25 protein-coding genes, 1 pseudogene and 1 riboswitch are annotated in these 24,959 nt (G+C 56.2%); of the genes and pseudogenes, 7 read left to right on the forward strand and 19 right to left on the reverse strand.

The genetic code is table 11. The annotated features are described in order from the left end of the window. Positions 1–729 (forward strand): annotated as a pseudogene (locus tag DBR30_RS20740) (polyphosphate kinase 1); the annotation flags it as partial. Beyond that, positions 719–2,209: an exopolyphosphatase gene (ppx, locus tag DBR30_RS20745; protein WP_108540948.1), complete on the forward strand. Its 1,491-nt coding sequence runs from the start codon at positions 719–721 to the stop codon at positions 2,207–2,209. The pseudogene DBR30_RS20740 and the gene ppx, both read left to right, overlap by 11 nt. A gap of 60 nt (positions 2,210–2,269) precedes the next feature. Here ppx and mgtE read toward each other — a convergent pair whose 3' ends face one another. The 14 genes from mgtE to DBR30_RS20815 form a co-directional block, all read right to left on the reverse strand. Beyond that, on the reverse strand, positions 2,270–3,613 hold the full coding sequence (gene mgtE, locus DBR30_RS20750) for a magnesium transporter (RefSeq protein WP_021231054.1): 1,344 nt from the start codon (positions 3,611–3,613) through the stop codon (positions 2,270–2,272). A 122-nt stretch (positions 3,614–3,735) separates the two neighbouring features. Further along, positions 3,736–3,905, reverse strand: a riboswitch (M-box (ykoK) riboswitch). A gap of 183 nt (positions 3,906–4,088) precedes the next feature. After that, on the reverse strand, positions 4,089–5,297 hold the full coding sequence (flgL, locus tag DBR30_RS20755; protein WP_108540947.1) for a flagellar hook-associated protein FlgL: 1,209 nt from the start codon (positions 5,295–5,297) through the stop codon (positions 4,089–4,091). Positions 5,298–5,301: 4 nt separating this feature from the next. Then, positions 5,302–7,305 (reverse strand): FlgK family flagellar hook-associated protein, encoded by a 2,004-nt coding sequence (locus DBR30_RS20760; RefSeq protein WP_108540946.1) that lies wholly within the window; start codon positions 7,303–7,305, stop codon positions 5,302–5,304. A 3-nt stretch (positions 7,306–7,308) separates the two neighbouring features. Beyond that, a complete protein-coding gene (flgJ, locus tag DBR30_RS20765; RefSeq protein WP_108540945.1) occupies positions 7,309–8,382 on the reverse strand; it encodes a flagellar assembly peptidoglycan hydrolase FlgJ in 1,074 nt (357 codons plus the stop codon). A gap of 43 nt (positions 8,383–8,425) precedes the next feature. Next, positions 8,426–9,523, reverse strand: a complete 1,098-nt coding sequence (locus tag DBR30_RS20770) for a flagellar basal body P-ring protein FlgI (RefSeq protein WP_005350664.1) — start codon at positions 9,521–9,523, stop codon at positions 8,426–8,428. A gap of 8 nt (positions 9,524–9,531) precedes the next feature. Beyond that, positions 9,532–10,203, reverse strand: a complete 672-nt coding sequence (gene flgH, locus DBR30_RS20775) for a flagellar basal body L-ring protein FlgH (RefSeq protein ID WP_042080192.1) — start codon at positions 10,201–10,203, stop codon at positions 9,532–9,534. 14 nt (positions 10,204–10,217) lie between these two features. Then, the gene (gene flgG / locus DBR30_RS20780) at positions 10,218–11,006 is read right to left on the reverse strand and encodes a flagellar basal-body rod protein FlgG (protein ID WP_108540944.1); all 789 of its coding nucleotides are present in this window, start codon (positions 11,004–11,006) and stop codon (positions 10,218–10,220) included. Between the two features lie 14 nt (positions 11,007–11,020). Continuing rightward, complete coding sequence (gene flgF, locus DBR30_RS20785; protein WP_005334159.1) at positions 11,021–11,767, reverse strand: flagellar basal-body rod protein FlgF; 747 nt, start codon at positions 11,765–11,767, stop codon at positions 11,021–11,023. A 144-nt stretch (positions 11,768–11,911) separates the two neighbouring features. After that, on the reverse strand, positions 11,912–13,285 hold the full coding sequence (gene flgE / locus DBR30_RS20790; protein ID WP_042080196.1) for a flagellar hook protein FlgE: 1,374 nt from the start codon (positions 13,283–13,285) through the stop codon (positions 11,912–11,914). 10 nt (positions 13,286–13,295) lie between these two features. Further along, positions 13,296–14,036 (reverse strand): flagellar hook assembly protein FlgD, encoded by a 741-nt coding sequence (locus DBR30_RS20795; protein WP_005350659.1) that lies wholly within the window; start codon positions 14,034–14,036, stop codon positions 13,296–13,298. Between the two features lie 15 nt (positions 14,037–14,051). After that, positions 14,052–14,471, reverse strand: a complete 420-nt coding sequence (gene flgC / locus DBR30_RS20800; protein WP_108540943.1) for a flagellar basal body rod protein FlgC — start codon at positions 14,469–14,471, stop codon at positions 14,052–14,054. After that, complete coding sequence (gene flgB, locus DBR30_RS20805) at positions 14,471–14,869, reverse strand: flagellar basal body rod protein FlgB (RefSeq protein ID WP_005334169.1); 399 nt, start codon at positions 14,867–14,869, stop codon at positions 14,471–14,473. The genes flgC and flgB overlap by 1 nt, the downstream gene beginning before the upstream one ends. 296 nt (positions 14,870–15,165) lie before the next feature. Continuing rightward, positions 15,166–15,990, reverse strand: a complete 825-nt coding sequence (locus DBR30_RS20810) for a CheR family methyltransferase (protein ID WP_005350656.1) — start codon at positions 15,988–15,990, stop codon at positions 15,166–15,168. A 17-nt stretch (positions 15,991–16,007) separates the two neighbouring features. Further along, positions 16,008–16,919 carry a chemotaxis protein CheV gene (locus DBR30_RS20815; RefSeq protein ID WP_005334174.1) on the reverse strand — a complete coding sequence of 304 codons (912 nt, stop codon included), beginning with the start codon at positions 16,917–16,919 and terminating at the stop codon, positions 16,008–16,010. 144 nt (positions 16,920–17,063) lie between these two features. Between DBR30_RS20815 and flgA the strand changes: the two genes are divergently transcribed. The 3 genes from flgA to DBR30_RS20830 all read left to right on the forward strand — a co-directional run bounded on the left by flgA (position 17,064) and on the right by DBR30_RS20830 (position 18,572). Beyond that, positions 17,064–17,747 carry a flagellar basal body P-ring formation chaperone FlgA gene (flgA, locus tag DBR30_RS20820; RefSeq protein ID WP_076492058.1) on the forward strand — a complete coding sequence of 228 codons (684 nt, stop codon included), beginning with the start codon at positions 17,064–17,066 and terminating at the stop codon, positions 17,745–17,747. A 91-nt stretch (positions 17,748–17,838) separates the two neighbouring features. Further along, positions 17,839–18,159 carry a flagellar biosynthesis anti-sigma factor FlgM gene (gene flgM / locus DBR30_RS20825; protein ID WP_005334177.1) on the forward strand — a complete coding sequence of 107 codons (321 nt, stop codon included), beginning with the start codon at positions 17,839–17,841 and terminating at the stop codon, positions 18,157–18,159. Beyond that, positions 18,156–18,572, forward strand: coding sequence for a flagella synthesis protein FlgN (locus DBR30_RS20830; RefSeq protein WP_040066163.1), 417 nt, complete (start codon positions 18,156–18,158; stop codon positions 18,570–18,572). Before flgM ends, DBR30_RS20830 begins: the two co-directional genes overlap by 4 nt. A 36-nt stretch (positions 18,573–18,608) precedes the next feature. Here the strand turns inward: DBR30_RS20830 and yfcE are convergent, their stop codons facing one another. Both yfcE and DBR30_RS20840 read right to left on the reverse strand, forming a co-directional pair. Next, the gene (yfcE, locus tag DBR30_RS20835) at positions 18,609–19,151 is read right to left on the reverse strand and encodes a phosphodiesterase (protein WP_108588506.1); all 543 of its coding nucleotides are present in this window, start codon (positions 19,149–19,151) and stop codon (positions 18,609–18,611) included. Between the two features lie 10 nt (positions 19,152–19,161). Further along, positions 19,162–20,799 (reverse strand): peptide ABC transporter substrate-binding protein, encoded by a 1,638-nt coding sequence (locus tag DBR30_RS20840; protein WP_181363645.1) that lies wholly within the window; start codon positions 20,797–20,799, stop codon positions 19,162–19,164. Between the two features lie 156 nt (positions 20,800–20,955). On the opposite strand from DBR30_RS20840, the gene DBR30_RS20845 reads away from it, so the two are divergent. Then, positions 20,956–21,855: a DMT family transporter gene (locus DBR30_RS20845; protein WP_108542279.1), complete on the forward strand. Its 900-nt coding sequence runs from the start codon at positions 20,956–20,958 to the stop codon at positions 21,853–21,855. A gap of 18 nt (positions 21,856–21,873) precedes the next feature. On the opposite strand, the gene rsuA is transcribed toward DBR30_RS20845, so the two are convergent. Continuing rightward, complete coding sequence (gene rsuA / locus DBR30_RS20850; RefSeq protein WP_108542280.1) at positions 21,874–22,566, reverse strand: 16S rRNA pseudouridine(516) synthase RsuA; 693 nt, start codon at positions 22,564–22,566, stop codon at positions 21,874–21,876. A gap of 168 nt (positions 22,567–22,734) precedes the next feature. Between rsuA and DBR30_RS20855 the strand changes: the two genes are divergently transcribed. Then, positions 22,735–23,934, forward strand: a complete 1,200-nt coding sequence (locus DBR30_RS20855; RefSeq protein ID WP_108542281.1) for an HD-GYP domain-containing protein — start codon at positions 22,735–22,737, stop codon at positions 23,932–23,934. Between the two features lie 18 nt (positions 23,935–23,952). Here the strand turns inward: DBR30_RS20855 and DBR30_RS20860 are convergent, their stop codons facing one another. Together DBR30_RS20860 and fsa are read right to left on the reverse strand one after the other, a co-directional pair. Further along, positions 23,953–24,132 (reverse strand): hypothetical protein, encoded by a 180-nt coding sequence (locus DBR30_RS20860; protein ID WP_069555269.1) that lies wholly within the window; start codon positions 24,130–24,132, stop codon positions 23,953–23,955. 131 nt (positions 24,133–24,263) lie between these two features. Then, positions 24,264–24,917 (reverse strand): fructose-6-phosphate aldolase, encoded by a 654-nt coding sequence (fsa, locus tag DBR30_RS20865; RefSeq protein WP_005334193.1) that lies wholly within the window; start codon positions 24,915–24,917, stop codon positions 24,264–24,266. Positions 24,918–24,959 lie beyond the last annotated feature (42 nt).

Consider the following 24,959-nt stretch of genomic DNA (forward strand, 5'->3'; position numbering starts at 1 on the left):
GCGGTGCGCTACGCCCATATCGGCACCGGCAACTTCAACGAGAAGACCGCCAAGATCTACACCGACTTCTCGCTGCTGACCCGCAATCCGGATATCACCGCCGAAGTGGAAGGGGTGTTTGAATACATCGAGTACCCCTATAAGCGATACAAATTCAACCACTTGCTGGTCTCCCCCATCAACAGCCGCCGTCAGCTCTATCGCCTCATCGACAACGAGCTCTCCAACGCCAAGGCGGGCCAGCCGAGCGGTATCATCCTCAAGATCAACAATCTGGTGGACAAGGATCTCATCAACCGCCTCTATGCCGCCGGTCAGGCCGGGGTGCCGATCCAGATGATCATCCGTGGCATGTGCGCCCTGCGTCCGGGCGTACCGGGCCTCAGTGACAACATCAAGGTGATCAGCATCATCGACCGCTTCCTCGAGCACCCGCGGGTGATGGTGTTCCACAACAAGGGCAACCCCCAGCTCTATATCTCCAGCGCCGACTGGATGAGCCGCAATATCGACGGCCGTATTGAGGTGGGCACCCCCATTTATGATGAGCGCCTCAAGCAGCGCATCATGGACATTCTCGAACTACAACTGAGTGATACCTGCAAGGCGCGGGTCATTGATGCCGACCAGCAGAACGAATATGTGAAGCGGGGCAACCGCCGCAAGATCCGCTCTCAGGTGGCGATTTACGACTATCTCAAACGTATCGAGTCAAACAATGGACAATAGTCTCTATGCCGCCGTGGATCTCGGCTCCAACAGTTTTCACATGGTGATCGCCCATTTGAGCGAAGGGCGTTTTCGCATCGTCGATCGCATCAAAGAGCGGGTGCGTCTGGCGGAAGGGATGGATGAGCAGAAACGGATGAGCCCGGAGGCGATGGAACGCGGCCTCGCCTGTCTGTCGCTGTTTGCCGAGCGGCTCACCAACATCAAACCGGATCAGATCCGCATCGCCGGTACCTACACATTGCGCCGTGCCAGCAACGCGCGCGAATTTGTGAGTGAAGCAGCCAAGGTGCTCAACCACCCCATCGAGATCATCAGCGGGCAGGAAGAAGCACGGCTCATCTATCAGGGGGTCGCCCATACCCAGCATATCGAGGGCCAGGTACTGGTCATCGATATCGGCGGCGGCAGCACCGAACTCATCATAGGTGAAGGGTTTGAACACAAGGCCCTCACCAGCCGCAAGATGGGCTGCGTCAGCTTTACCCAAAGCTTCTTCGCCAGCGGCAAGCTGAGCGACAAGCACTTCACCAATGCCGTGCTGGAGGCGCAGCACCAGCTCGCCCCCATCGTCAACCAGTACCGCAAGCTGGGCTGGCAGAGCTGCCTTGGCAGCTCTGGCTCGATCCGCACCGTGCGCGACGTGCTGCAGGGGGAAGGGCTGACTGATGGCAGCATTACCCTGGAGGGGCTGGAGCGACTCAAGGCAATGATGATCGAGCGCAAACGAGTCGACAACCTCAAGCTGGCGGGGCTCACCGAAGAGCGACAAGAGGTGTTTGCCGCTGCCGTTGCTATCCTGCTCGGGCTGTTTACCTCGCTGCCTATCGAGCGACTCGACTACTCTGACGGCGCCCTGCGCGAAGGGCTCCTTTACGAGTTCGAGGAGCGCTTGCAGCACCACGATATTCGCGAGCGCACCGCGCAAGCGCTAGGCACTCACTACCGGATGGACCGCAAGCAAGCAGCCCGGGTGGAGCAGAGCGTATTGACCCTGTTCGATGCCTTGCAAGAGCCGTGGCAGATGGAGATAGAGCCCTATCGCGCAATCCTCGGCTGGGCGGCGCGGCTGCACGAAATTGGCCTTGCCATCAACTACAGTGGCATTCATCGCCACTCCGCCTATATCCTGCAACACACCGACCTGCCCGGCTTCAACCAAGATGATCAGGCGTTGCTCGCCGCGCTGGCGCGCTTTCAGCGCAAGGGGCTCAAGCTCTCCGAACTGCCAGCCCTGCCCAACCACGACCTGCAGACTGTGCTGCGCTGCATCCGCATTCTGCGCCTCGCGGTCGCCGCCCACCACAAGCGGCAGGATCACTTGCTACCTGAGTGGAAAGTCGCAGTGCAAGGCGATCAGCTGGTAGTGACCCTGCCGATCGACTGGTGCGAGGATAACCGTCTCTTGATGCAGAATCTGGAGAAGGAGCATCGTTATTGCCAGGAGCAGGGCTGGCCACTGTTGTTCCAGCTCGGCTAAACCGGAAAGATAAATACAAAAGGCAGCCCACTGGCTGCCTTTTTCATCTCAGTCTCCCGGTTACTGCAACTCGGGCAGCAACCACTTGGCCATCTCGAAGTAGATGATAAGGCCGGTGCCATCCACCAGTGTCGCGATGAATGGCGCAGAGACCACCGCCGGATCGATGCGGAAACGACGCAGCACCATGGGAATAATGGATGCGACCGTGGCACTCCAGAGCACGATGGCGATGATGGTAAAGGTCACCACCATGCCAATCTGGGGACCGACGCCAAGACTCCATGCCCGTACCCAGGCCGCCATGGCAATGGCACCCGAGATGAGCAGACCGGTGGAGAGCTCCTTTTTCAGCACTGTGCCGAGATTGCGCAGACTCACCTCCCCGACCGCCATGGCTCGTACTATGGTGGTGGTGATCTGGGTGCCGCTGTTACCACCAGTACCGATCAGCAAGGGGATAAAGAAGGCCAGCGCGATGGCCGCTTCCAGCTGCTCCTCAAATGCCCGCAGCACGGTACCGGTGTAAGCTTCCGCCACAAACAGGATGAGCAGCCAGCCCACCCGTTTGCGCCACAGCTGCCAGGGCGTCGCCTGCAAGTAAGGGGTATCGAGCGGTGATGAGCCCCCTTGCATCTCGGCATCCTCGGTGGATTCGAGCTCCAGAATATCCGCCGCATCATCGACGTGGAAAATACCGACCAGTCGCCCCTGATCCTCGACAGGCAATACCGACAGGTCGCGGTCGATCAACAGGCGCGCTGCCAACTCCTGATCCGCACGGGCGTTGATCCGCACCGTCTCCCGATCCATCAGGGTCGCGACGTTGGCCAGCGGGTCAGCGATCAGCAAGGTCTTGAGGGAGAGGCTTCCTTGCAGACGACCATCCCCGTTGACCACATAGATATGGCGAAACAGCTGGGCATTATCCCAAGCATCGTGGATCAGCTGTTTAGCGTGACCGACCGTGTCCTCCTCCCGCACCGCCAGATATTCGTGGCGCATGTTGGCCCCCACCGACTCGGTGGGCCAATCCAGCAGGGAGTAATACATGGCCTGCGCCTGGGTCGGGAAGCGAGCCAGCAACATGGTGCGATCCTGACGACTCAGTTTGCGCAGGATGGCGACCATCTCACGGCGGGGAATAGCCTCCTGCAACACGCTGACGATGCTGCCATGGAGCCGCTGCAACAGGCGCCCGGCACTCTCGGCCGAGAGTGAACCAAGCAGTTCGGCCCCTTGCGGGATTGGCAGGGTATCAAAGATGCAGTTGAGCTCTTCCGGACGCAGGGTCAGCAGTTGATCGGCTCGCTGAACCGGATCCAGATTATGTTCCAGCCAACCCTGCAGGGCGGCCAGATCGAGCAGTTGGTGACGGTTAAGAATGGTATGTGTTTTCTTCATCACAGATATCCTCATGTGATTTCAGGCGAGCCTGAATGCCTCCGGAAATAACCGGATGCAACGACAAGAAAACAGCAATTTGATTGACGAGTAATAGGCAGGAAATGACGCCGTTCGGCGTGTCATCATCCCCACGTACCAGCTTTAGCACTGTATAACGTATCCGGCATGCCGGAAGCCACTTGGGTTTACACCTTAATCCGATGAAAACTGTCCTGATCTTGGGCGTCTCTGGACGTCGTGAGATCAGTGGCCTGTGTTTATACAGGAGCCTCGCCTAACGAGATGCTGCAAATAATTCGCACAACCCTCTGTTGTGCGGGCGGCATGATTATCCAATCCCGCAGGGAGGTCAACCCCGCAACCACCATTAAATTGGCAACGGCAACAGCTTGTTACAATTGGCAGGAGATGACACGGAACCAATTTTCATAGTCTGGACAAAAGCAAAGGCCCCAAAGGGGCCCTTCTTTAATTAGCGAATATAGTCAAATAGCGTCAGACGGCTTATTTTACTGAAAGAGAGTTGCGAGGCACTCAATGCCGCATCCTCTTTTGACAGCGCGGAAATCACTTCATAGAGATCCGCTTCCGATACCTTGGCTCTCGCCTCGGCGTTGAGGGTACTCAACCCCTCGTTAGAATCCATGACTGCCTCGAGACTGTTCATCCTGCCACCCAACTCCCCCAATCCATGATCGATATTCAAGCGGGCATTTTTCATATGGACGGTAGCATCGGCTACTTCCAGCGCAAAGTTGTCAGCGGTAATAGCGGGATCACGCAAAGCGGTAATAAAATCCGACATCCCGTTCAGCACGTTGTCATTTTTTGGTGGATTAAGGTCAAACTGCTGAGCCGCACCACCAGCAGGCAAATCAAGGGTCAACTCCAGACCATTGAAGGGGATCTTGGTGCCAGCAGTGTAGTTACCCGTTTGCAGGGTAGTACCACCGGCATCCTTGATATCATAGGTATCAGGCGGACCGATGGTGGTTGATACGGTATAGGTGTTGCTGGGCAGTGCCGAGTTATAATTGGACTTATAGAAATTATCAAAGTTACCCTGATCGCCGACCCCGACCTTGATATTTGCAGTGGTTGCACTGGCAGTTCTTCTGGTCGCCACGATTTCAAACAGATCCTGCCCAGAATCATTGGCAGCAATTTGTACCGTGGGTGAGACCTGAATATTTCGCTGACCAGGGTCCCCCTGATAAATATATTTTCCGTTAGCGTCTTTTATATATGGCTGGGTCTTGCTCTGATTACCGCCAAATATAAATTCACCCGAGGAGTTTTTGCTATTCATCAGGTCAAACATCTGCTGCTGCAACCCTTCCAGCTCGCTGGCAATAGCCTTGCGATCATCCATGCTGATAGCGCCATTATTTGACTTCTGGATCAGGGTCTGGGCACTAAGCATCGCATTATTAATCGACGTTAATACCGTCTCCTCATGTCCCAGGCTGTTTTCCAGCAAGCTGCCATTGACACTGTACTGCTTGAACAGGTCGATCTCCTTGGTCAGTGCCATCTTCTGGCTCATCCCCGCGGGATCTTCGCCGGCAGTCTGAAATTTATTACCGGTTTGCAGCTGTTGGTAGGCAGTATTCAACCGCTCGTTGGCATTGTTGAGGGAATAGATATTCCGGTCGTAGATCATGTTGGTGGTGATGCGCATGACGTTACCTCACGGAAGAGAGCAGTGTATCGAAAATGGTTTTGGCCGTGCTGACGATTTGCGCCGATGCCGCATAGGATTGCTGGAAGCGGATCAGATTGGCCGCCTCCTCCTCCAGATTGACCCCTGACACGCTTTCAAAGATGCCGGTGCTCTGGATAAGCTTGGACTCATTGGCCTTGAGCAGCGTTTTTGCCTGGCTGGTATTGTTACCCACTTCCATCACCAACCCGGAATAGGCCTGATTGAAGGTCATCTTGTCGTTGGTCGTCCCACCATTGGTGCTCTTGCGCACCAGATCCTTGTTTTGCAGCTCAGCCAGAACCAGGCCATTGCTGTTATCGGCAAAGCCATTGCTGTTGTAACTGAGCTTGAAGCTGTCACCGGCATCCACCGTTCCGGTGATGCTGAACTCGTAGCCGGGCGCCTGTTTCGGGTTGGCATAGACTGCGGCTCCGGCGGGGAAAGGGTTGACGATCGCAGACATCAGGTTTTGCCCTTTGCTGCTCGCAGGGGCAGTGCCAATCAGGGTAGTGCCATCGGCTTGAAACACCTGATAGTTACCGTTGGCGTCAATCTTGACGACCTGAGGCGCTGTCGGGCTCAGACTATTGGTACCAAAACCTGACCCTGCACCTGTATTGAATACGCCACCCAGTTTGATATCTGCCCCGCCGCCATTATTGGTGGTCTTTTCCGCTTTAAGCGGAGAGGCCAGGGCCAAATCTTCCGGTCGGGTGATCAGCTGACCCAAACCGGCGGCCGCACTTTTGGTGGGTTGCAGCAACAGTCTGTCACCCGCAGCTGGCGCACCGGTGAGATCGATTGAAATACCGTGACCAGTGAGTTCAAACGTTGCAGGAGGGGTCGTGCCAGTCGCTACAGAGGTGCGATTGCCCGACTTGTCCAGCGAGAACACCTCATAACCGGTGGCGCTGCTAAATTGCACTTCGTAATCAAATGGGGTCACTGATGTCCCCTTACCCGGCACGAAGCTGACATTCGCCCCGACCGTCCCGGTGTTATTGCCGTAGGGTAAGCCCTTGCTGGTAGGCAGGGTGAAAATATCGCCGCCAATCTCGTTATCCAGATCCATCCCGAGGCGGTTCTGCTGATTCATCGCATCCGCCATCGCCACGGCCAGCTGCCCCAGTTCACGCTTGGTCGGCTCAAGGTCGGTACGCGCCTTGAACAGCCCGCCCATGGCGCCACCAAACGTATCGTGATCGATGGTTGCCTTGTTCGCCCCCAGGGTCAGCTGCAGCTCCTGATCCCGGGAGTCAGGATCTCCTGCAATCACCTGGAACTGGGCGACGCCCCCATCGAGGATCAACGAATGGCCAGTGCTCATATTGACCAGCATGCTGCCGTTGGGTTGGGCTACGGTGCGAATATCCATCTTCTCCGACAGCTGGCGGATCGCCTCATCCCGCTGATCAAACAGCATCAGGTTCTCTTCGGGTGACCCCTGGGTGCGGATGATGGCCTGATTAAGATCATTGATACTGGTGAGCAGGCTGTTGACCTGCTTGGTTTCATCTTCAATACGGGTGTTGAGGGTATCGCTCTGCTTGTCGAGCTGCGCCGAGAGGGTATGAAAACGGTTGACCATGCCACTCAACTCCGTCATCACCACCTTGCGCCCACCGATCTCGGCAGGCGATTCATTGGCTGAGTGAAATGACTTGAAGTAGGAGGTGATGGCCGCCCCCACGCTGTTGCTGGTATCCCCAAGCAAGCTGTCAACGCCAGCCAGCTGTTCATAATGGGTCAGGGAGGCATGATAGGCGGAGGTATCACGGCGCACCTCCCCCTGCATATAGTCGTTGATTACCCGCTCGGTCTTGATGTCACCGGTCCCCAGACCGATGGTATTGGTATACACCAGCGTACGCTCACGCACATAGCCCTGGCTATTGACGTTCACTATGTTGTTACTGGTGGTCTGCAGCAGGCGTTGCTGTGCCAGCACGCCCGATGAACCAATCCCAAGCAGGTCGCTTGCCATACGTTACAGCTCCATCTCGTTGTATTGGGCAATGGCATCACTGCGCAATACCTGTTTCAATTTTCTGGCGTAGTGCGGGTCGGTGGCATAACCCGCCTGTTGCAGCGCCTCAAAGTAGCGATCGGGACTATCCACCTTCGCCAGGGCTCCCTTGTAGCGAGAGCCGGAAGTGAGGAAATCCACATAGTCGTTGAAGCTCTCTTCAAACGACTCATAAGAGCGAAATGCCGCTTTCTGGCGGGAGGCGACGCCTTGCTCATACTCGAGCGTGCTGACCACCGCCTTTGGCCCTGCCCAGCGCGGATCGGCCTTGATGCCAAACAGGTTATGGGTCACCTGCCCCTCGCCATCCTTGATCACCCGCTTGCCCCAACCGCTCTCCAGTGCCGCCTGAGCGACCAGTACCGCCGGGCTTAACCCCAACTTGTCGGCCGCTTTCTTGGCCAGCGGCATCAGGCGATTAACGAACTCTTCCGGCGTATCGAACTCTTTGCCCCCACTACCGGTGGCACTGCCCTCTTCGCTGGTCATGCGTCCCATGGGCGGAATGCTGCGGTGTGGTCGACGGGGCATAGTGAGTGCGTGGCTCTCCTTGACCCCCTCGGTCATCTCTTTTTCAGCAAAATCTTTGCCAACTTTTGATGCCGCGATCAAATCATCGGCAGCCGCCGTGGGTGGCTGATAGGGTTTGTAGGTCCGTTCGGTGCGCTGGGGCATCTTGAGCACTCGCCCATCCTGATGGGTAAAGGTCTCGGGAGAGAGCTGTTTGGCCACCATGTCAGCCAATCCCAGCCCCCCCTTGCTGGACATGTCGGCAACCCGCTGCTCATCCAGCATCCCTTCATAGAACTGGGTATAGCTGCTATTCATCGGGTTGTCCTGAGTCAACACCCCGTTGGCCTGACGCATGCTCTGAAACAGCATCTGGGTAAAGATTGACTCGAACTGGCGTGACGCACTCTTGAGCGCTTCGGCCTGTCCCTCTTTGCTTTGGCTCATCTGGCGCAGACGATCCAGGTTCTTGATGTCCTGTACCATCCCGAGATTCATGCCGCTGTTGCTGTCAAACTCCGCCATTTTGCTTACCTCATTGCCACCCGTGGCAACCACTTGCCGCTTGTTACAATATGACCAGTTGCCCCTCGATGGCGCCTGCCTGCTGCAGCGCCTCAAGGATGGCCATCAAATCACCGGGGGCGACCCCGACCTGATTGACCGCCCGGACCAGATCGTCCAGGGTCGCACCGGTATCAAACTTGAACATCCGCCCCGGCTCCTGCTGGACATTGATGGTCGAGTTGTTGGTCACCGTCGTCTCTCCTCCCGCCAGCGGGTTGGGCTGGGAGACCTGCTGGTTTTCGGCGATGGTCACCGTCAACCCGCCATGGCTGATGGCCGCCGGTTTGAGCTTGACTTGACTGCCGATCACTATGGTGCCGGTGCGGGAGTTGACGATGATCTTGGCCGCCTCGTTGGCCGGATCCACCTCCAGATTCTCGATGGTGGCGAGATAGGAAACGCGCTGACCCGGATCCCGCGGGGCATAGACCTTGACCGAGGTAGCATCGAGCGCCTGAGCGGTATTGGGCCCCACCAGATCGTTGACCACATCGGCCAGACGGCGCGCAGTAGTAAAGTCGGGTCGGTTAAGGTTGAAGGTGATGGTGTCCCCCTGACTGAAGGAGTTGGGCACCTCCCGCTCCACGGTCGCACCGTTGGCAATCCGACCGACGGTCGGGGTATTGATCACTACCTTGGAACCATCAGCCCCCTCGGCCCCCAAACCACCAACCACCAGACTGCCTTGGGCAACCGCATAAACCCGGCCATCGAGCCCTTTCAGGAAGCTTTGCAACAGGGTGCCGCCCCGCAGGCTCTTGGCCTCGCCAATGGCAGATACCGTCACGTCGATGGTCTGGCCCGGCTTGGAGAAGGGGGGCAGGTCGGCATGGATCGCCACCGGAGCCACATCCTTGATCTTGGGCTTGATGTTGTCCGGCACCTTGATGCCAAAGTTGTTGAGCATGGTACGGAAGGTCTGCTCGGTGAAGGCGTTGTTCTTCTCGCCAGTGCCGGGCAACCCCACCACCAGACCGTAACCAATCAGCTGGTTGTTACGCACCCCTTCAACCGAGCTGATGTCCTTGATCCGGGCCGCATTGGCCACACCCAAGGGCAGCAGACAGCAAAGCAGAGTGACAAGACGGAGTGACTTCATAACATCTCCTAGAGCGGCCACCAGGGACCATTGAAAAAGCTGGTAAGCCACCCTTGCTCCTGGCTATTGGCCAGATCGCCGGTACCACCGTAGTAAATGCGGGCATTAGCCACTTTCTGGGACGAAACGCTGTTGTCAGACGTCACATCCTCCGGGCGAATAAGGCCGGTGATCCGGATATATTCATTGCCATTATTAAGCATGATCCACTTCTCGCCGCGCACCACCAGATTGCCGTTGGGCAGTACCTTGGCCACGCTGACCGAAATATTGCCCTGCAGGCTGTTGCTCTGATCCGCCTTGGCCTGGCCCTTGAACGCGCTGTCTTGAGCAATGGAGGCTGAGAGATCATAGGGGCTGGCGGTCACGGGCACGCCACCCAACTTGACCGGGTCCAGATTGAACTTGTTATTCTTGCCACTCTGGGTATTGGCCTTTTTCGAGGCGGAGGTCGACTCCGCCAACTCGATGGTAATGATGTCGCCTACCTTGTGTGCCTTGATATCCGAATAGATGCCATTGACCTGATCCGGCTGGAAAATCGCCCCTGTCGGTCGCACCGACACCGGCTCCGACTCCCCGTAGACGGGGGAAAACTCGGGATCATCAGGCTTGGGCGTATTGGGAGTGCTGCTACACCCTCCCAGCACCAACAATCCCAGCATCCATACGGCTTTCATCATGCACCTCCTAATTAAGTACGCTGGATCAGGAAGGACATCATGCCGTCCACGGCGGAGAGCACCTTGGAGTTCATCTCGTAGACCCGCTGAGCCTGAATGAGGTTTACCAACTCTTCGGTCACGTTGACGTTGGAGGTCTCCAGCATCCCCTGCTTGATCACCCCCAAGCCATCGGCACCGGCAGTCCCCTGAGCGGCAGCACCGCTGGACTGGGTCTCGACAAACATGTTCTCCCCCATCGGCTGCAAGCCGCTGGCGTTGACGAAGTCGGAGATATTGATCTGACCGACAACCTGAGAAGCGCCATCGCCCTTAAGTTGCACCGAGACCTGGCCATCTTCACCCACCGTAACGCTCTGGGCGTTTTCCGGGATCTGGATTTCCGGTTGCAGCGGGTAGCCATTACCCGGGGTCACTATGGTCCCTTCATCGTTGAGGGTGAACTGACCGTTGCGGGTATAGGCTGCACTGCCATCCGGCAGCTGAATTTCAAAGTAGCCACGACCACTGATCATCAAATCGAGCGAGTTGTCAGTGGTTTGTACGTTGCCCTGGCTGTGGTTTTTCTGGGTTGCCACCACCTTGGATCCCGCCCCCAGCATCAGGCCGGAGGGGAGCTCGGTATCGGCAGAGGAGCGGCCACCGGGCTGGTTGATGTTTTGATACAGCAGATCTTCAAAGATGGCCCGTGACTTTTTAAAGCCCACGGTGCTGGCGTTCGCCAGGTTGTTCGAGGTGACCGAAATATTGGTCTGCTGTGCATCCAACCCGGTCTTGCTGATCCAGAGTGCGGGATTCATAGGTAACTCCTTGATTAGCTGATTCGCAGCAGTTGGGTTTGAGCTTCATCATTCTCTTCGGCCGTCTTCATGATTTTGACCTGAGTTTCGAACTGGCGTTGCAGCCGGATCAGGTTGGTCATCTCATCCACCACATTGACGTTGCTCCCCTCAAGGGAGCCGGCAATCAGGCCAACGTTGGCAGAGGCGGGTTCATTCTGACCATCCTTGCGGCGAAACAGACCATCTTGCCCCTTCTCTACCGCATCGGCGGCCGGGTTGACCAGCTTGATCCGCTGAAAATCTTCCGGCAAGTTGGCGGCAGCCCCCTCAGGACGACCGCTGATGGTACCATCCCGATTGATCTCGAGTTTCTCCATCGGCATAGGCAACACGATTGGCTGACCACCGTCATCCACCACATTCAGTCCGGTCGAGGTCTGCAAGTTGCCGGTCGCATTGACCTGCAAATTCCCCATGCGGGTATAGGCCTCACCGCCCTTGGGATCCTGCACGGCAATCCAGCCAGGACCATCCACCGCCACGTCCAGATCCCGTCCGGTGGTCATCAACATGCCATGCTGCAGGTTCTGCCCCGGGCGCTCAGCCATGGCAAACACCCGGCTTGGCAAGCCCTCTCCGAACGCCTGCATGCTTCTGGCCTGCTCAAAATCGGACTTGAAACCGGTGGTATTGGCATTGGCGAGGTTGTTGCCCCGAACAGCCAAGCTGTTCATGGTCTCTTTGGCCCCGGACATGGCGATATAAAGCAGGTGATCCATGGAATTCTCCGTCAAACAGATGACTCTGACAGGAGAAATGCAATTAGAGTGCCAACAGCAGAAATATGGGGGGAGAAGGAGGATGGGAATGCGACAGAAACAGAGAGGGGGCCAAGCCCCCTCTCATTATCGTTTATTGCGCGATTAACGGATCTGCAGGATGGTCTGCTGTAGCGAACTGTTGACCTCCAGAGAACGGGAGTTGGCCTGGAAGTTACGCTGGGCAGTGATCAGGTCCACCAGCTCCGAGGTCAAATCCACGTTGGACTGCTCCAGCGCCGATGATTTGATGGTCCCGAAAGTGCCCGAGTTCGGCGTCCCCGGCAAGGCATCGCCAGAGAGCAGGGACTGTCGCCAGGAGGTATCACCAACCTGAGTCAATCCTTGCGAGTTGGCAAACTTTGCCATGGCAACCATAGCGACCTTGAGTGTGGTGGCATTACTATAGGTAGCAGAGACAATCCCGTCTGGCGTGATCTCCACCTTGGTCAAACGGCCGACAGTAGAGCCATCTTGAGTCAACTTGTTGACTTCAAACGGAGAAGAATACTGAGTCACAGTGCCAAGTTGAATCTCAACTTCCTGGGTGGGATCTGCACCGTTGGTGATAATGCCAGCACCTGCCGGGGGCGCGACCCCCAATTGTTCTGTCTTGATGGTTGCCGGTGTTGTTGGCGTCACCATCTTGCCATCAGCACCAAAGGTGATGCGTGCGGCAAGTGGTGGAACAGGAGTCACACCAGCGGCCATCGTTGTTGGAACCCCCCCCGCAACATCAATGGGTTTATCCCCCTCATACATGTACATACGCCAAGCGGTAGGATTGGCAGGCTTTGTCACATCAGCTGGGTCAGCTTCCTTGACAAAATATTGTGTGATCACATGAGGAGAACCCAATGAATCATAAATAGTGACCGATGTAGATGAGGCATAACTTTTAGGATTATTGATCGGATCAAAAATGGAGGCGTCTGCAGCAGTGTTACCTGCAGCCAACGGGGTTGAATCAGACTTCAGATTGAAGCTGGCTTCAATCTTGGTTGTTTGTTTCGGCTCCCCTGCCCGATCCGGGATCTGGATAGGCTTGGTTGCGTTAATGCTCACCGCTTTTGGCGTTCCATCAACGTTCACCTCATAGCCTTGCAGATAATGGCCCTGATTGTTGACCATATAACTGTTTTCATTGAGCTTGAAGGCACCGGCACGAGTATAGGTGCGATCCAGGTTGGTCAGGCCATCGGAGGTCACAAAGAATCCATTCCCCTGAATCGCCAAGTCGAGTGCGTTATTGGTAAATTGCAGCGCCCCCTGATGGAACTGCTGGGCAACCGCACCGGTCGCCACACCATTACCGACCTGGGTCTTGGCATTGACAAAGATGGAGTTGGCGTAGACATCCGCAAACTCGGCACGGGACTCTTTAAAGCCCATGGTGTTAACGTTAGCAATGTTGTTGGCGGTGACGTTCAAGTCTTTTTGTGCCGCGTTGACACCGCTCAAGGCATTGTTAAATGACATATCCAGCTCCTTAGATCGATGCTGTCGACGTGGTTTTTGACTGAGTTGTTGGTTTGTTCTGATTAGATCCTGAAATTTGCAGGATACTGTTAAGCGTTGTAGTGCCTAGACCTCTCAGATTAAGTTGAGTCGGGTTGGTTCCGTTACCCAGGACCACACTATCAACCTTGCCATAGGTCAGGGCCGAGATGCTCTCCGACTTTCCATCCATGGTGCCGTTAGCTTTAATCACGTATTTTCCAGGCTTGGCCGGATTGCCACTCTTGTCTTTACCATCCCAAGCAAATTCAACATTGCCGCGTAAATCACCTTCCAGAGGAAACTCCTTTATCACCTGACCCTTTTCATCTTCCACCGTGATTTTCACATTCGAATACTTGTTCTCGACACCGACAGCCACAACCCCGGATATAGACCCCTCTTTCTCCAAATAACCGATATTGCTAGGGAGCAGCACATTTTGTCCGACCAGTGCGGAGGCTTGCAGCGCCTGACTAGATGTCATCAGAGTATTGAGATTGCCCATCTGGGTGGACAAGCTGTTGATCCCCTCAGAAGTCGACATGGATGTCATCTGGGAGAGCATCTGGGCGTTATCAACAGGCTTGAAAGGATCCTGATACGACAGCTGCATGGTCAGCAGCTTCAGAAAAGAAGCTTGATCCAGCTCTTTCTTCGGCGTTGTAGTGGTGCCTGTCGTCTGGGTCGTGGTACGGCTGATGCCGTTCACATTGTTGGTTGTATCGACCATGCTGCATCCCTCCTATCAGGACTTGCCAAGCTGGAGCGTCTGCTGCAGCATCTTCTTGGCCGAATCTGCAACCTGTACGTTGGTCTGGTAGCTGCGCGAGGCGTTGATCATGTCGGCCATCTCTTCAACCATGTTGACGTTTGGCTTGAAGATAAAACCGTCTTTATCCGCCATCGGGTGGTTGGGGTTGTACTCCTTGAGCAGTGGCGCCTTGCTCTCGACAATCCCCTTCACCTCAACCCCGACCGAGTCCTGCTTGTCAGACATCGCCTGATCGAGCTGGGCGGCAAAGACTGGCCGCCTGGCGTGGTAAGTATTTTCCACACTGGAGCTGACGCTGTCCGCGTTGGCCATGTTGCTGGCAACCGTGTTGAGGCGCACTGACTGTGCGCTCATAGCCGAGCCTGCTATGTCAAAGACCTTGAACAAACTCATCACTGCTCTCCTTTCAGGGCCTTGAGCAGGCCACTGATCTTGCTATTCATAAATTCAAGGGAGGTTTGATACTCGAGGCTATTGCGCAGAAATTCGCTGCGCTCTTGCTGCACATCGACTGTATTGCCATCACCGGTATCCGGTTGCAGCGGGTTGCGATATTGCACGGTACCCGGAGCGTCCATATTCAAGGCAAAGTGCTTTTCGCTGGTCGTTGCCAAACCAAACCCCTGATGCGACTGGGCCTCCTGCAATGCCTGAGCAAAATTGATATCCCTGGCTTTGAAGCCCGGGGTATCTGCGTTTGCAATATTGCTGGAAAGCACCTCAGCACGCTTGGCGCGAACGCTTATGGTGTGTTGATGCACACCGAATGCCTTGTCAAATGAAAGAGCCATAGCACACCTCCTGCTTGGTTTATTTTGTTTGCAAGAGGTGTGCCATAAGCAAATCTCTCAGATCGATGGTTTGGGTATGAGCACATTGCAAACCGAAAACGACAGGAGCATCTCGTGCCCTGAGTCAGACGGCATCATTTGGCCACCTTAAGGTTTCAACCACTTTTGCAGTGGCGAGATATGGCAGGGAAATAGAAAGACTGAGCTGTAGATAAAGAAAGAGGGAAGCTCGCTGCTTCCCTCTTTGTATGAACTGGCTATATCCGGTAAAACCCCGAATATCCTGGGCATCAGGCCTATTTGACCTTGTAGACAATCCCCGGATTACAGCGGATCATCTCAAACCGATCGGTTAACCCGGCCAGTGACTCCGACGCGCCCAGCATCAGATATCCACCAGGATTGAGACTGGCAGCAAACTGGTTGAGGATCTTCGACTTCACTTCCGGCGCAAAATAAATGAGCACGTTACGGCAAAAAATAATGTCAAACTTGCCGAGCAGACTATAGCTCTCCAGCAAGTTGAGTGGCCGGAAGGTGGTCAATTTTCTGACTCGCTCGGCAACCCGCATCTTGTTGTCACCGTAGGGCTCAAAAAACATCTTCTTGCGCTCCGGTGACAAACCGCGCGCCAGAGCAAGGCTATCGTAAACGCCTTCCTTACACTGATTGAGCATGGTCGTCGAAATATCCGTCCCGACAATCTGTACGCCACCAGGCAAGGTCCCCGGCTTTTTCATCTGCTGCTCCAGTGCCGTCATGGCAATGGAATAGGGCTCCTGACCTGACGAGGATGCAGCCGACCAGATCTTGATGGGGCGGCCACTTTTCCCCAACTCGGGGAAAATCTTGTCAGTAAGAAGCTGAAACGGATAGGTATCACGAAACCAGAGGGTCTCGTTGGTCGTCATGGCATCCACCACGGCCATTTTCAGGTCACGCTCTCGCACACTCATTGCACGGGTAACCAGATCAGACAGACTCTCGATGCCAAACTGAGCCATCAAAGGTGAAAGACGGCTCTTCACCAGATACTGTTTGTTATCCCCCAGCACAATTCCGCTCTGTACCGCCAGAAAGTTGCTGAACTGTTTGTATAAGTCGTCCGAAAGTGTCTTCATGCAGCTGTTCTTCTTTATTAGAGTGCGTTTTGTACGGCCTTGGCCAATTCATCAGGCTGGAACTTGGCGATAAAATTGTTCGCACCAACTTTCTGCACCATTGCCTGGTTGAATACTCCACTGAGCGAGGTATGCAGAATAACATGCAAATCCTTGAGATTGGGATTATTCCGGATCTCGGCAGTGAAGGTATAGCCATCCATTTCCGGCATTTCGATATCCGAAATAACCAGCGCAACCTGATCCTTGATAGGACCATTTTTGGTCATTTCCAGCAGCATGTTCAATGCTTCGCGGCCATCTTTTGCCAACACACACTCGACACCGATGGCCTCAAGCGCACGTTGTACCTGTTTGCGTGCCACTGAGGAGTCATCCGCAACAAGAACAGGACGCCCCAGAGTCGGGTGGTCGACACTGGCCTGAACCAACTCCTCACTCACATCCGTTGCAACCGGCGAAATTTCGTTCAATATCCGCTCAACATCAAGAATTTCGACCAACTCGCCATCGACTTCAGTCACGGCAGTCATGTAGTTGATGCGACCCGCACCTTTAGGCGGAGGCAGGATGGATTCCCAGTTCATGTTGATGATGCGCTCGACCGAATGCACCAGAAAACCCTGAATAGAGCGGTTGTACTCGGAGATGATAATGAAGCATTTGCTCAGATCATCAATCGGGCGTTTGCCAACCGCCATGCTGAGGTCGATAACCGAGATCGTCTGGCCACGAATATGAGCCACTCCGCGAATGCAGGAGTTCAATTTTGGCATCACGGTCAAGGGGGGGCACTGCAACACTTCACGCACTTTGAATACGTTGATGCCAAATCTTTGACGTCCATTGAGACGAAACAACAACAACTCCAGCCGGTTTTGCCCCACTAGCTGGGTACGTTGGTTGACCGAGTCCAGGATACTGGCCATAAACACTCCCTAAAAACGCTTGGCATTAATCATGCATGCGTGATGGATTGCGTCAGACTATCGATGTGACAACGAACAGATTCTGAAGCAATCATAGTTAAATATGGTGATATGCGTGAACAACTTATCGACCAACGAGCGAAAATGATTAACCGACTTTTACTCATCAGCCTCTTTTTTGGCAGCATATCTTCCAGCTACGCCTCGGACGTCACTACTTATCTACAAGAAAAGGCACAAGAGTTCGTTTACAGCCAGCTGGATATTCCGTTGGATGCCAGAGCCGAGGTCACCTCTGCCACGCTGGATAAACGGCTCCCACTGACCCGCTGCGAAGATCTGCTCACTATCAGCTTACCAGCAAAAATGGAAATTCGCCGTAATACAACAGTTTACCTTAAATGTGAGGAAGAGAGGCCCTGGGACGTCTATCTCCCGGTACGGGTCAGTATTCAAAAGCCCTATGTCACTGTGACCAACCCCATCGCCAAGGGGGACCTGCTGAGTGAAAGCCAGCTAGTGTTGGCCTATCAGGATCAGACCCTGATCCGCGGCGACTACCTGACTGACACCGCCCCTCTTGTCGGAGTACGCAGCAAGCGGGAGCTAAAACCGGGGCAACCCATCCGCTTGAGCCAGGTTTGTGTCGTGTGCAAAGGGGATCAGGTCACCCTGACGGCAGAAAACAGCAACTTCCAGATCAAAACCATGGCCCGAGCCTTGCAAGATGGCAGCTTCGGAGAGATCATCAAACTCGTCAATATTCGCTCCGGCAAAACCGTTGAGGGTAAAGTCAGTGCGGTAGGTGCCGTATCGGTCACTTTTTAAATCCGGATCCTTGACAACTTTTTTCTAAAGTTTTGATCTGCCGCACCGATAAACAGGTAAGCAAACCTTAAAGCAGACGAAGGTAACTAAAATGGCCATCAACAATATCAACAACTTGGCGAATAATCGGTTGCAAAATACCGCTAATAGCCAGGGGACAGGCAGCAAGTCAGTCACCTCATCGCCCGAAAACAAAGCGGCTACTGTCAAGCTGGACTCCGTCTCCTTGACCAGTGAGGCGCAACAATTGCAAAAGATGCAACAAAACCTCAATACCGCCTCGACCGGCAATGAGAGCAAGGTCGAACGGCTGAAAAAAGCCGTCGCGAGTGGCGAATATCAGGTTAACAGCGACGCTGTGGCCAAGAAGATGTTCAGTTTCGAGGCCAATCTGGACAAAGTTCTGGGATGATGGATTTACCTTCGTTACTGCACACCCAAGATGATTACCTCAGCCAGATGCAAGGCATTCTGGAAGAGGAGTTCAGCTTGCTCGAACAGCATCAGGCACTGGCCCTGCCCGCACTGACCGAGCGCAAACAGCAGTTGCTTGCTGCGATAGAAACTCTGGACAAGACCCTCGCAGAGATGCCGGAACTGGCACTGCAGCTGGCAGCCTATCCCGACGAGATGGCGCAGCTTCGTGCAAAACTGGATGCCTGCCAGGCACAAAATGATATCAACGGTCGCTTGCTTGAATTGAGCATCGTCTCAAACCGTCGTCTGGCAACCTTTCTGAGTCAGCTGCGCGATCGCAACAGCCTGACCTATGACGCCAAGGGCAACACTCGCTCTGGCACCCGCTCCTACGGTATCAAGGCCTGACATCTCTTATCAGGCCTTGCATTTTTGCTGTCCGTTTTAAAGCACCAGTCGCAACAGCTCTCGCCCGTCCTCACACGCATTGACGCGCAGTACCCCGTCCTCATAGCACCCGTAACTGGCAGGCAACTCGCCGCGCGGGAAACAGATTGACCCCGGGTTCATCAATATCCGTTCCCCCTGCCACTCCAGCACCGGCACATGGGTGTGGCCGCTCAGGAACAGACTACCCGGCGGTAGCTGAACCTCGTCCGGGCGATAAAGATGGCCATGGCTGACAAACCAGCGACGCTCATCGACCAGCAACTGGTTGTAGGGGGCGGTGATGGGAAAGCGCAACAGCATCTGATCCACTTCGGAATCGCAATTGCCCCGCACCGCGATGATCTGTGGCGCCAGCTCGTTGAGCCGATCGGCCACCGCGGCCGGGTTATACCCTTCCGGCAGAGGATTGCGCGGGCCATGGTTGAGCAGATCGCCGAGCAGCAGATAGTGATCCGGCCGCCAGGGCTCAAGTTGGGTCAGAACCCGCTCCAGCGCAATGATGCTGCCGTGGATGTCGGAAATGATGGCAAGTTTCATGAAATGCTCCTCACTGCGGGCTGAAATAGAGATCCTTGGTGGCAATCGTCCCTTTCAAATTCTGGCTGGGCAGCCCTCGCAGCGCGGGATCAACCAGTCTCATCTGATTGTAATGATACACGGGGAGGATCGGCGCCTCCTCAAGCAGCAACTGTTCGGCATGCCGGTAGAGTTCAACCCGGCTCGCGCTGTCCAGCGTATTGGCCGCCTGCTCCAACAGCAGATCAAAGTCGGGATTGCAGTAGCCGCTCTCGTTGCGCAGATCCTGACAACGGAAGCTGCCCAGCATGGCAGACGGCTCCACGTAATCGCCAAACAGGAAGCTTCTGGCCACCTGGAAATCACCGCTATCCTTGGCCACCTGATAGGCCCCCCACTCCAGACTGTTGAGGGTGACCTGTACCCCCAGCTTCTGCCACATTGCGGCAATGGCCATCGTCATCTGCTTGTGGGTTTCTGCGCTGTTGTAGGTAATGCTCAGCTTGAGTGGATTGGCACTGTTATACCCGGCCGCTGACAACAACGCTGCCGCTTTGGCCTGGCGGGTTGGCATATCTTCAAGCGCCACAGGCAATATCACCCGGGGGTAACCCGGCATCTCCGGCAACAGCGACCATGCTGCCTGTTCATCCTGCCCGCTCACCGATCCAATGAGCTGCTGTCGATCAACCGCCATGGAGAGCGCCTGACGCACCCGCACATCCTGCAGTTCGGGTCGCTTCAAATTGAACGCATAGAGATAGGTGCCAAACAGCGGCAAGCCCCAGAGCCGCTCCGGAGACTCGCGCTTCATCTTCTGGTAATAGCCGAGGGAGACCTTGTTGGTGAGCTGTATTTCACCAGCCTCATAGCGCAGCCGTTCGGCATGTTGCGAAGTGATAGGCAGATAGGTGACCCGTCCGATACGGGTGTGAAGGTCATCCCAGTAGTGGATATTGCGCTCGGCTTCGATCCGCTCGTTTGGCATCCAGCTTGCCAGCCGGTAAGCACCATTGCTCACCAGCTTGCCGGGCTCGGTCCACTGTTTGCCGAATTTGGCAATCGCCTTCTGGTTGACCGGCACAAAGGGGCGCTGACTGATGAGCTGCAGGAAATAGGGAGCCGGCCGCTCCAGAGTGATTTTCAGGATCTGATCGCTTTGCGCTTCAATGCCCAGATTGCCGAGCTCCAGCGCACCGGCATAGATGGATTGCGCATTGTTGATCCCCGTCGCCAGCAGCAATCCGGCAGAAGGAGAGTTGATGGCCGGATCGAGCAGACGGCGCCAGGCATAGACAAAATCAGCGGCCACCAGCGGCTCGCCATTGGACCACTTCAGTTGGGGGCGCAGGAAGAATCGCCACTCCAGCCCATCGTCACTCACCTCCCAGCGCTGTGCCTGAGCAGGGACGATATGCCCCTGCCCATCATCACTGACCAGCCCTTCAAACAGATCGACCAGCACGGCTTCACCCGGAAAACCGGAGCGCACCAGTGCCGGATCCAGCGACTCCGGCTCGGCACCGTTGCCCTTGACCAGGGTTTGCCGATCGGCAAGCAGAGGCTGCTGCTCAACGGTGGTGGCATGGGCCAGGGGCCCTGCCAGCACGGCAAGCAATAGCGGGGAGAGCCAGCGTTGTGCCAGCTTGGGGAAGAAACCATACCTCATGACAAAACCTCGAATAAAACCACTGCAAGAGGGGAAGGCCGACGGCGCGCCTGATGAATGCCTGATGCCGCTCTTGTTATCCCCGAAAACGCCCCGTATTGTATCGGGCTTGCCCGGGAGATGGAGTCTTTCGGGTTAATTTTTTCAGGAGTTTTTATGGGTTATGAGTGGCTGGCCCTCGCGTCGGCCAGTTTATGGGCAATTGCAGCGCTAATTTCGGTCAAACCGGCCCGTCATCTCGGCGCATTTGCCTACAGCCGCTGGCGCATGTTTCTGGTCAGCCTGATGCTCGGCACCATGAGTCTGCTCACCGGTGGCTGGCAAACCCTCACCGCAAGCGCCCTGCCCCTGCTCGCCATCTCGGGGCTGGTCGGCATCTTCGTGGGCGATACGGCGCTGTTTGCCTGCATGAACCGGCTGGGGCCAAGACGCAGTGCCCTGCTCTTCTCCTGCCATGCGCTGTTTTCCGCTCTGCTTGGGCTGTGGCTCTTTAATGAACAGCTGACAGGCTGGCGACTGCTGGGGGCCATGCTGGTCTTTGCTGGCGTGATGCTGGCGATCCTGTTTGGCAGACGCAGTAGCAGCAACGAGTGGGAGCAGATCCGTGGCAATCTGGCGCTGGGGATTGGCCTTGGCCTGACGGCGGCACTGTGTCAGAGCGTGGGGGCCATCATCGCCAAGCCGGTGATGATGAGTGGTGAGGTGGATGCGGTGAGTGCATCGGGTATCCGGATGGGCAGTGCCCTGCTGGCCCACTGCGTCCTGCGGCTTGGGCGCTTGCCGCTGGCCATGCCGCTCAAACCGGTCAATCGCCAGATCCTCGCCATGATTGCCACCAACGGTTTTCTGGCGATGGGGCTGGGGATGACGCTGATCCTGATGGCGCTGCGGCAGGGCGAGGTGGGCATGGTGGCCATTCTCTCCTCTACCACACCGGTACTGCTGCTGCCGCTGTTGTGGTGGCACTCGGGGGAGCGGCCATCCATTGCCGCCTGGGCGGGGGCACTGATTGCCACCCTGGGCACCGCGCTGGTGCTGGGTTTCAGCACTCACTGACACCCGGCCCCCCCCTGATCAGAACAGGGCAATCTCCTCAGCGGTCAGCTCGCGGTATTCACCGGGTGCCAGATCTTCATCCAGCGTCAAACCGCCCACCCGCTCGCGATGCAAGCCAACGACCTTGTTGCCGATGGAGGCAAACATCCGCTTGACCTGATGGTACTTGCCTTCGTGGATGGTCAGGCGGGCCTCGCACTCGCCGAGAATTTCCAGCTGGGCAGGACGGGTTTTATCGGTCTCGTTACGCAGGTAGACCCCTTCGGCGAACAGCTCGATTGCATCCGGGCTCACCGGATCGGCCAGCCAGACGTGATAGGTCTTGGCACACTCGTGGCGCGGCGAGGTGATGCGGTGGGACCATTGACCGTCATCGGTCACCAGCACCAGACCCGTGGTATCGAGGTCGAGGCGACCCACTACGTGCAGCTTGCCCATCGCCGGTTCATCCATCAGGAAGAAGACGGTCGGGTGATCCGGATCCTCGTTGGAGCAGACATACCCTTCCGGCTTGTGCAGCATGAAATAGCGGTTGCGCTGCTCCAGCGTCAGCAGCACGCCGTCAAACTCGATCTGGCTCTGCTCATTGATATGAAAGGCGGGCTGCTTGACCACAATGCCATCCACCATGACCTCGCCCTGACGGATCAGTTTGCCTGCCAGCGAGCGGGTCAAATCGGAACAATCGCACAGAAATTTATCAAGCCGCATTCACAACCTCGGAGTCCAACAAGTAAAGGGGCGTCATTATATCGGGCGGGGGCGACAACGCCACTGTTAAGGGGTTGCCAATTATGACGAACTGGTCATCCGATGTTACACTTCTCCGGTGTGACCCATCCGAACGATACTCATAATAATAAGAGTCAGGAAGCCCTCATGAAGTCTCAAGCATCCTATCCCGTCATTCCCGTCAACCAGCTGAAACCCGGCATGTACGTCATTGCTATCGCCAGCCAGACAGGTGGGATGGAGATCGCCCAGATGGGCTTGGTGACCAGCGTGGCGCAAATTGCCAATCTGGTGCGTCAGGGGGTGCTCACGGTACGCATCGATCTGGCCCGCAGCAAACTGGGCAGTGCCGAGAGTGACGCCGTTACCTCCCCCGATCTCAATGCCAACAGCGCCCAGGTAGGGCGCCGGGCCAGTGCCAACGGCGAAGGACGGGAGCTTAAAATCCGCCGCCTCTATCAGGAAGCGCGCGAGCTGCAAGGCAAGTTCATTCGCCACCTCAAAGCGGGTGAGCCCATCGACATCACTCCGCTGGCCGAAGTCGCCGAAGAGATGGTGGACACCATGTTCACCCACGGCGATGCCATGCTCTGTCTGGCCCGTATTCGCGCCAAGGATGCCTACCTGATGGAGCACTCCATGAACGTGGCCATTCTGCTGGCCAACTTCGGCCGCTATCTTGGGCTTGAGCGCAGCGTACTCAAGGAGCTGACCCTGGGTGGCCTGCTGCACGACGTGGGCAAGATCATGACCCCGGACGAGGTGCTCCACAAACCGGGCAAGCTGACCGATGAGGAGTTCGCCATCATGCGTCAGCATGTGGTGCACAGTTACGAGATCTTAAGCAACACCCCGGGCATTACCCCCACCATGCTGGAGGTGGCCGCCAACCACCACGAGCGGCTCGATGGCTCCGGCTACCCGCAGCGACTCAAGGGGGAGCAGCTCTCTCTCTATACCCGGATGAGCGGCATCGTCGATGTCTATGATGCCATCACCGCGGATCGGGTCTACAAAGCAGGTATGCAGCCGACCCAGGCCTTCCGCATTCTGCTCAAGGGGATCAATCAGCACTTCGATGCTGAACTGGTCACCAAGTTCATCAAGTGCATGGGAGTCTATCCGGTGGGCACTCTGGTACAGCTCTCAAACCAGCGCCTGGCTATCGTGATGCAGCGCAACGAGCAGCAGCCGCTCAAGCCGGTGGTCAAGGTGATCTATCACGCCACCCAGCGTCACTACCTCGACGTACAGTGGCTGGATCTGGCCAAGTCAGGGGTGCAGGAGAGCATCGAAAACACGGTCGACCCCAAAGAGTTTGGCATCAACTTCGCCAACTTCTTCTAAATCTCTCACCTCGGATATTCATGATTGGCGCTGGCTGTCGAGCCAGTGCCGGATCAGAAACTCCTCATCCAGCGGCGAGAGATCAAAACGCAGGCTGGCCTCTTCAATGGCGGCGAGATCGTGCTGGTGATGCTCGCTGAGCCAAAGCACCGCACGACGCAAATCTTCACCATGGGGGAGCAGCAGATGGTCGCTCATGGGATACCTCCGGTAGACTGCAAGGCGGCCCGCGAATGTAGCCACCTCTTTCCAGTCTAGTCGGTCAATCCCCATCACCCGCGCTTCTTCACCCTCCCCCCTCAATCATGGCAATCAGCTTATCATCGGGATCAGCGACCGAAGGCGCGCTGCCAATCCTGATCGAACTTCACCAGCGCCGCATCCACTGCCGGTACGTTCAGCAACTGCTCGGCCACGTCGAGCGGCAAGGTGATCGATTGGCAACCCGCCAGCAGGCAATCGAGCGCCTGACGGGGAGTACGGAATGACGCCGCCAGCACCTTGCTGTTCGGCGCGTGCAGCGCAAGCAGCTGTTGCAGCTCCTGCACGGTGGCGATGCCATCGCCCCCCTGAGCATCCAGCCGGTTAACGTAGGGCGCGACATATTCCGCCCCCGCCACCGCCGCCAGCCAACCCTGCAGCGGGGTATAGACAGCGGTGCCCAAAGTCGGCACACCGTTGGCGGTCAGGCTCTTGATGGCCGCCAGCCCCTCTGCGCATACCGGGATTTTGATCACCAGATCCGGGTCCAGCTCACGCAGGGCAAATGCCTCGCGCACCATCTCGGTTTCGGTTTTGGCCATCACCTGGGCAAACAGGCGCGCCTTGGGGCCCAGCACGTCGCGCAGGGCGGGCAGCAGCTCACAGAGCGGCAATCCCCCGGCGGCAGTAATGGAAGGATTGGTGGTGACACCGGCCAACGGCAGGATCCGTGACCAGCGACGCACTGCCGCCACATCGGCGGTATCGAGATACAGCTCCATCTCTAACTCCTTAACGGGATGTTCAATATGTCGCCATTCTAG

Source organism: Aeromonas sp. HMWF017 (genome assembly GCF_003061465.1).
Classification (GTDB): domain Bacteria; phylum Pseudomonadota; class Gammaproteobacteria; order Enterobacterales; family Aeromonadaceae; genus Aeromonas; species Aeromonas veronii.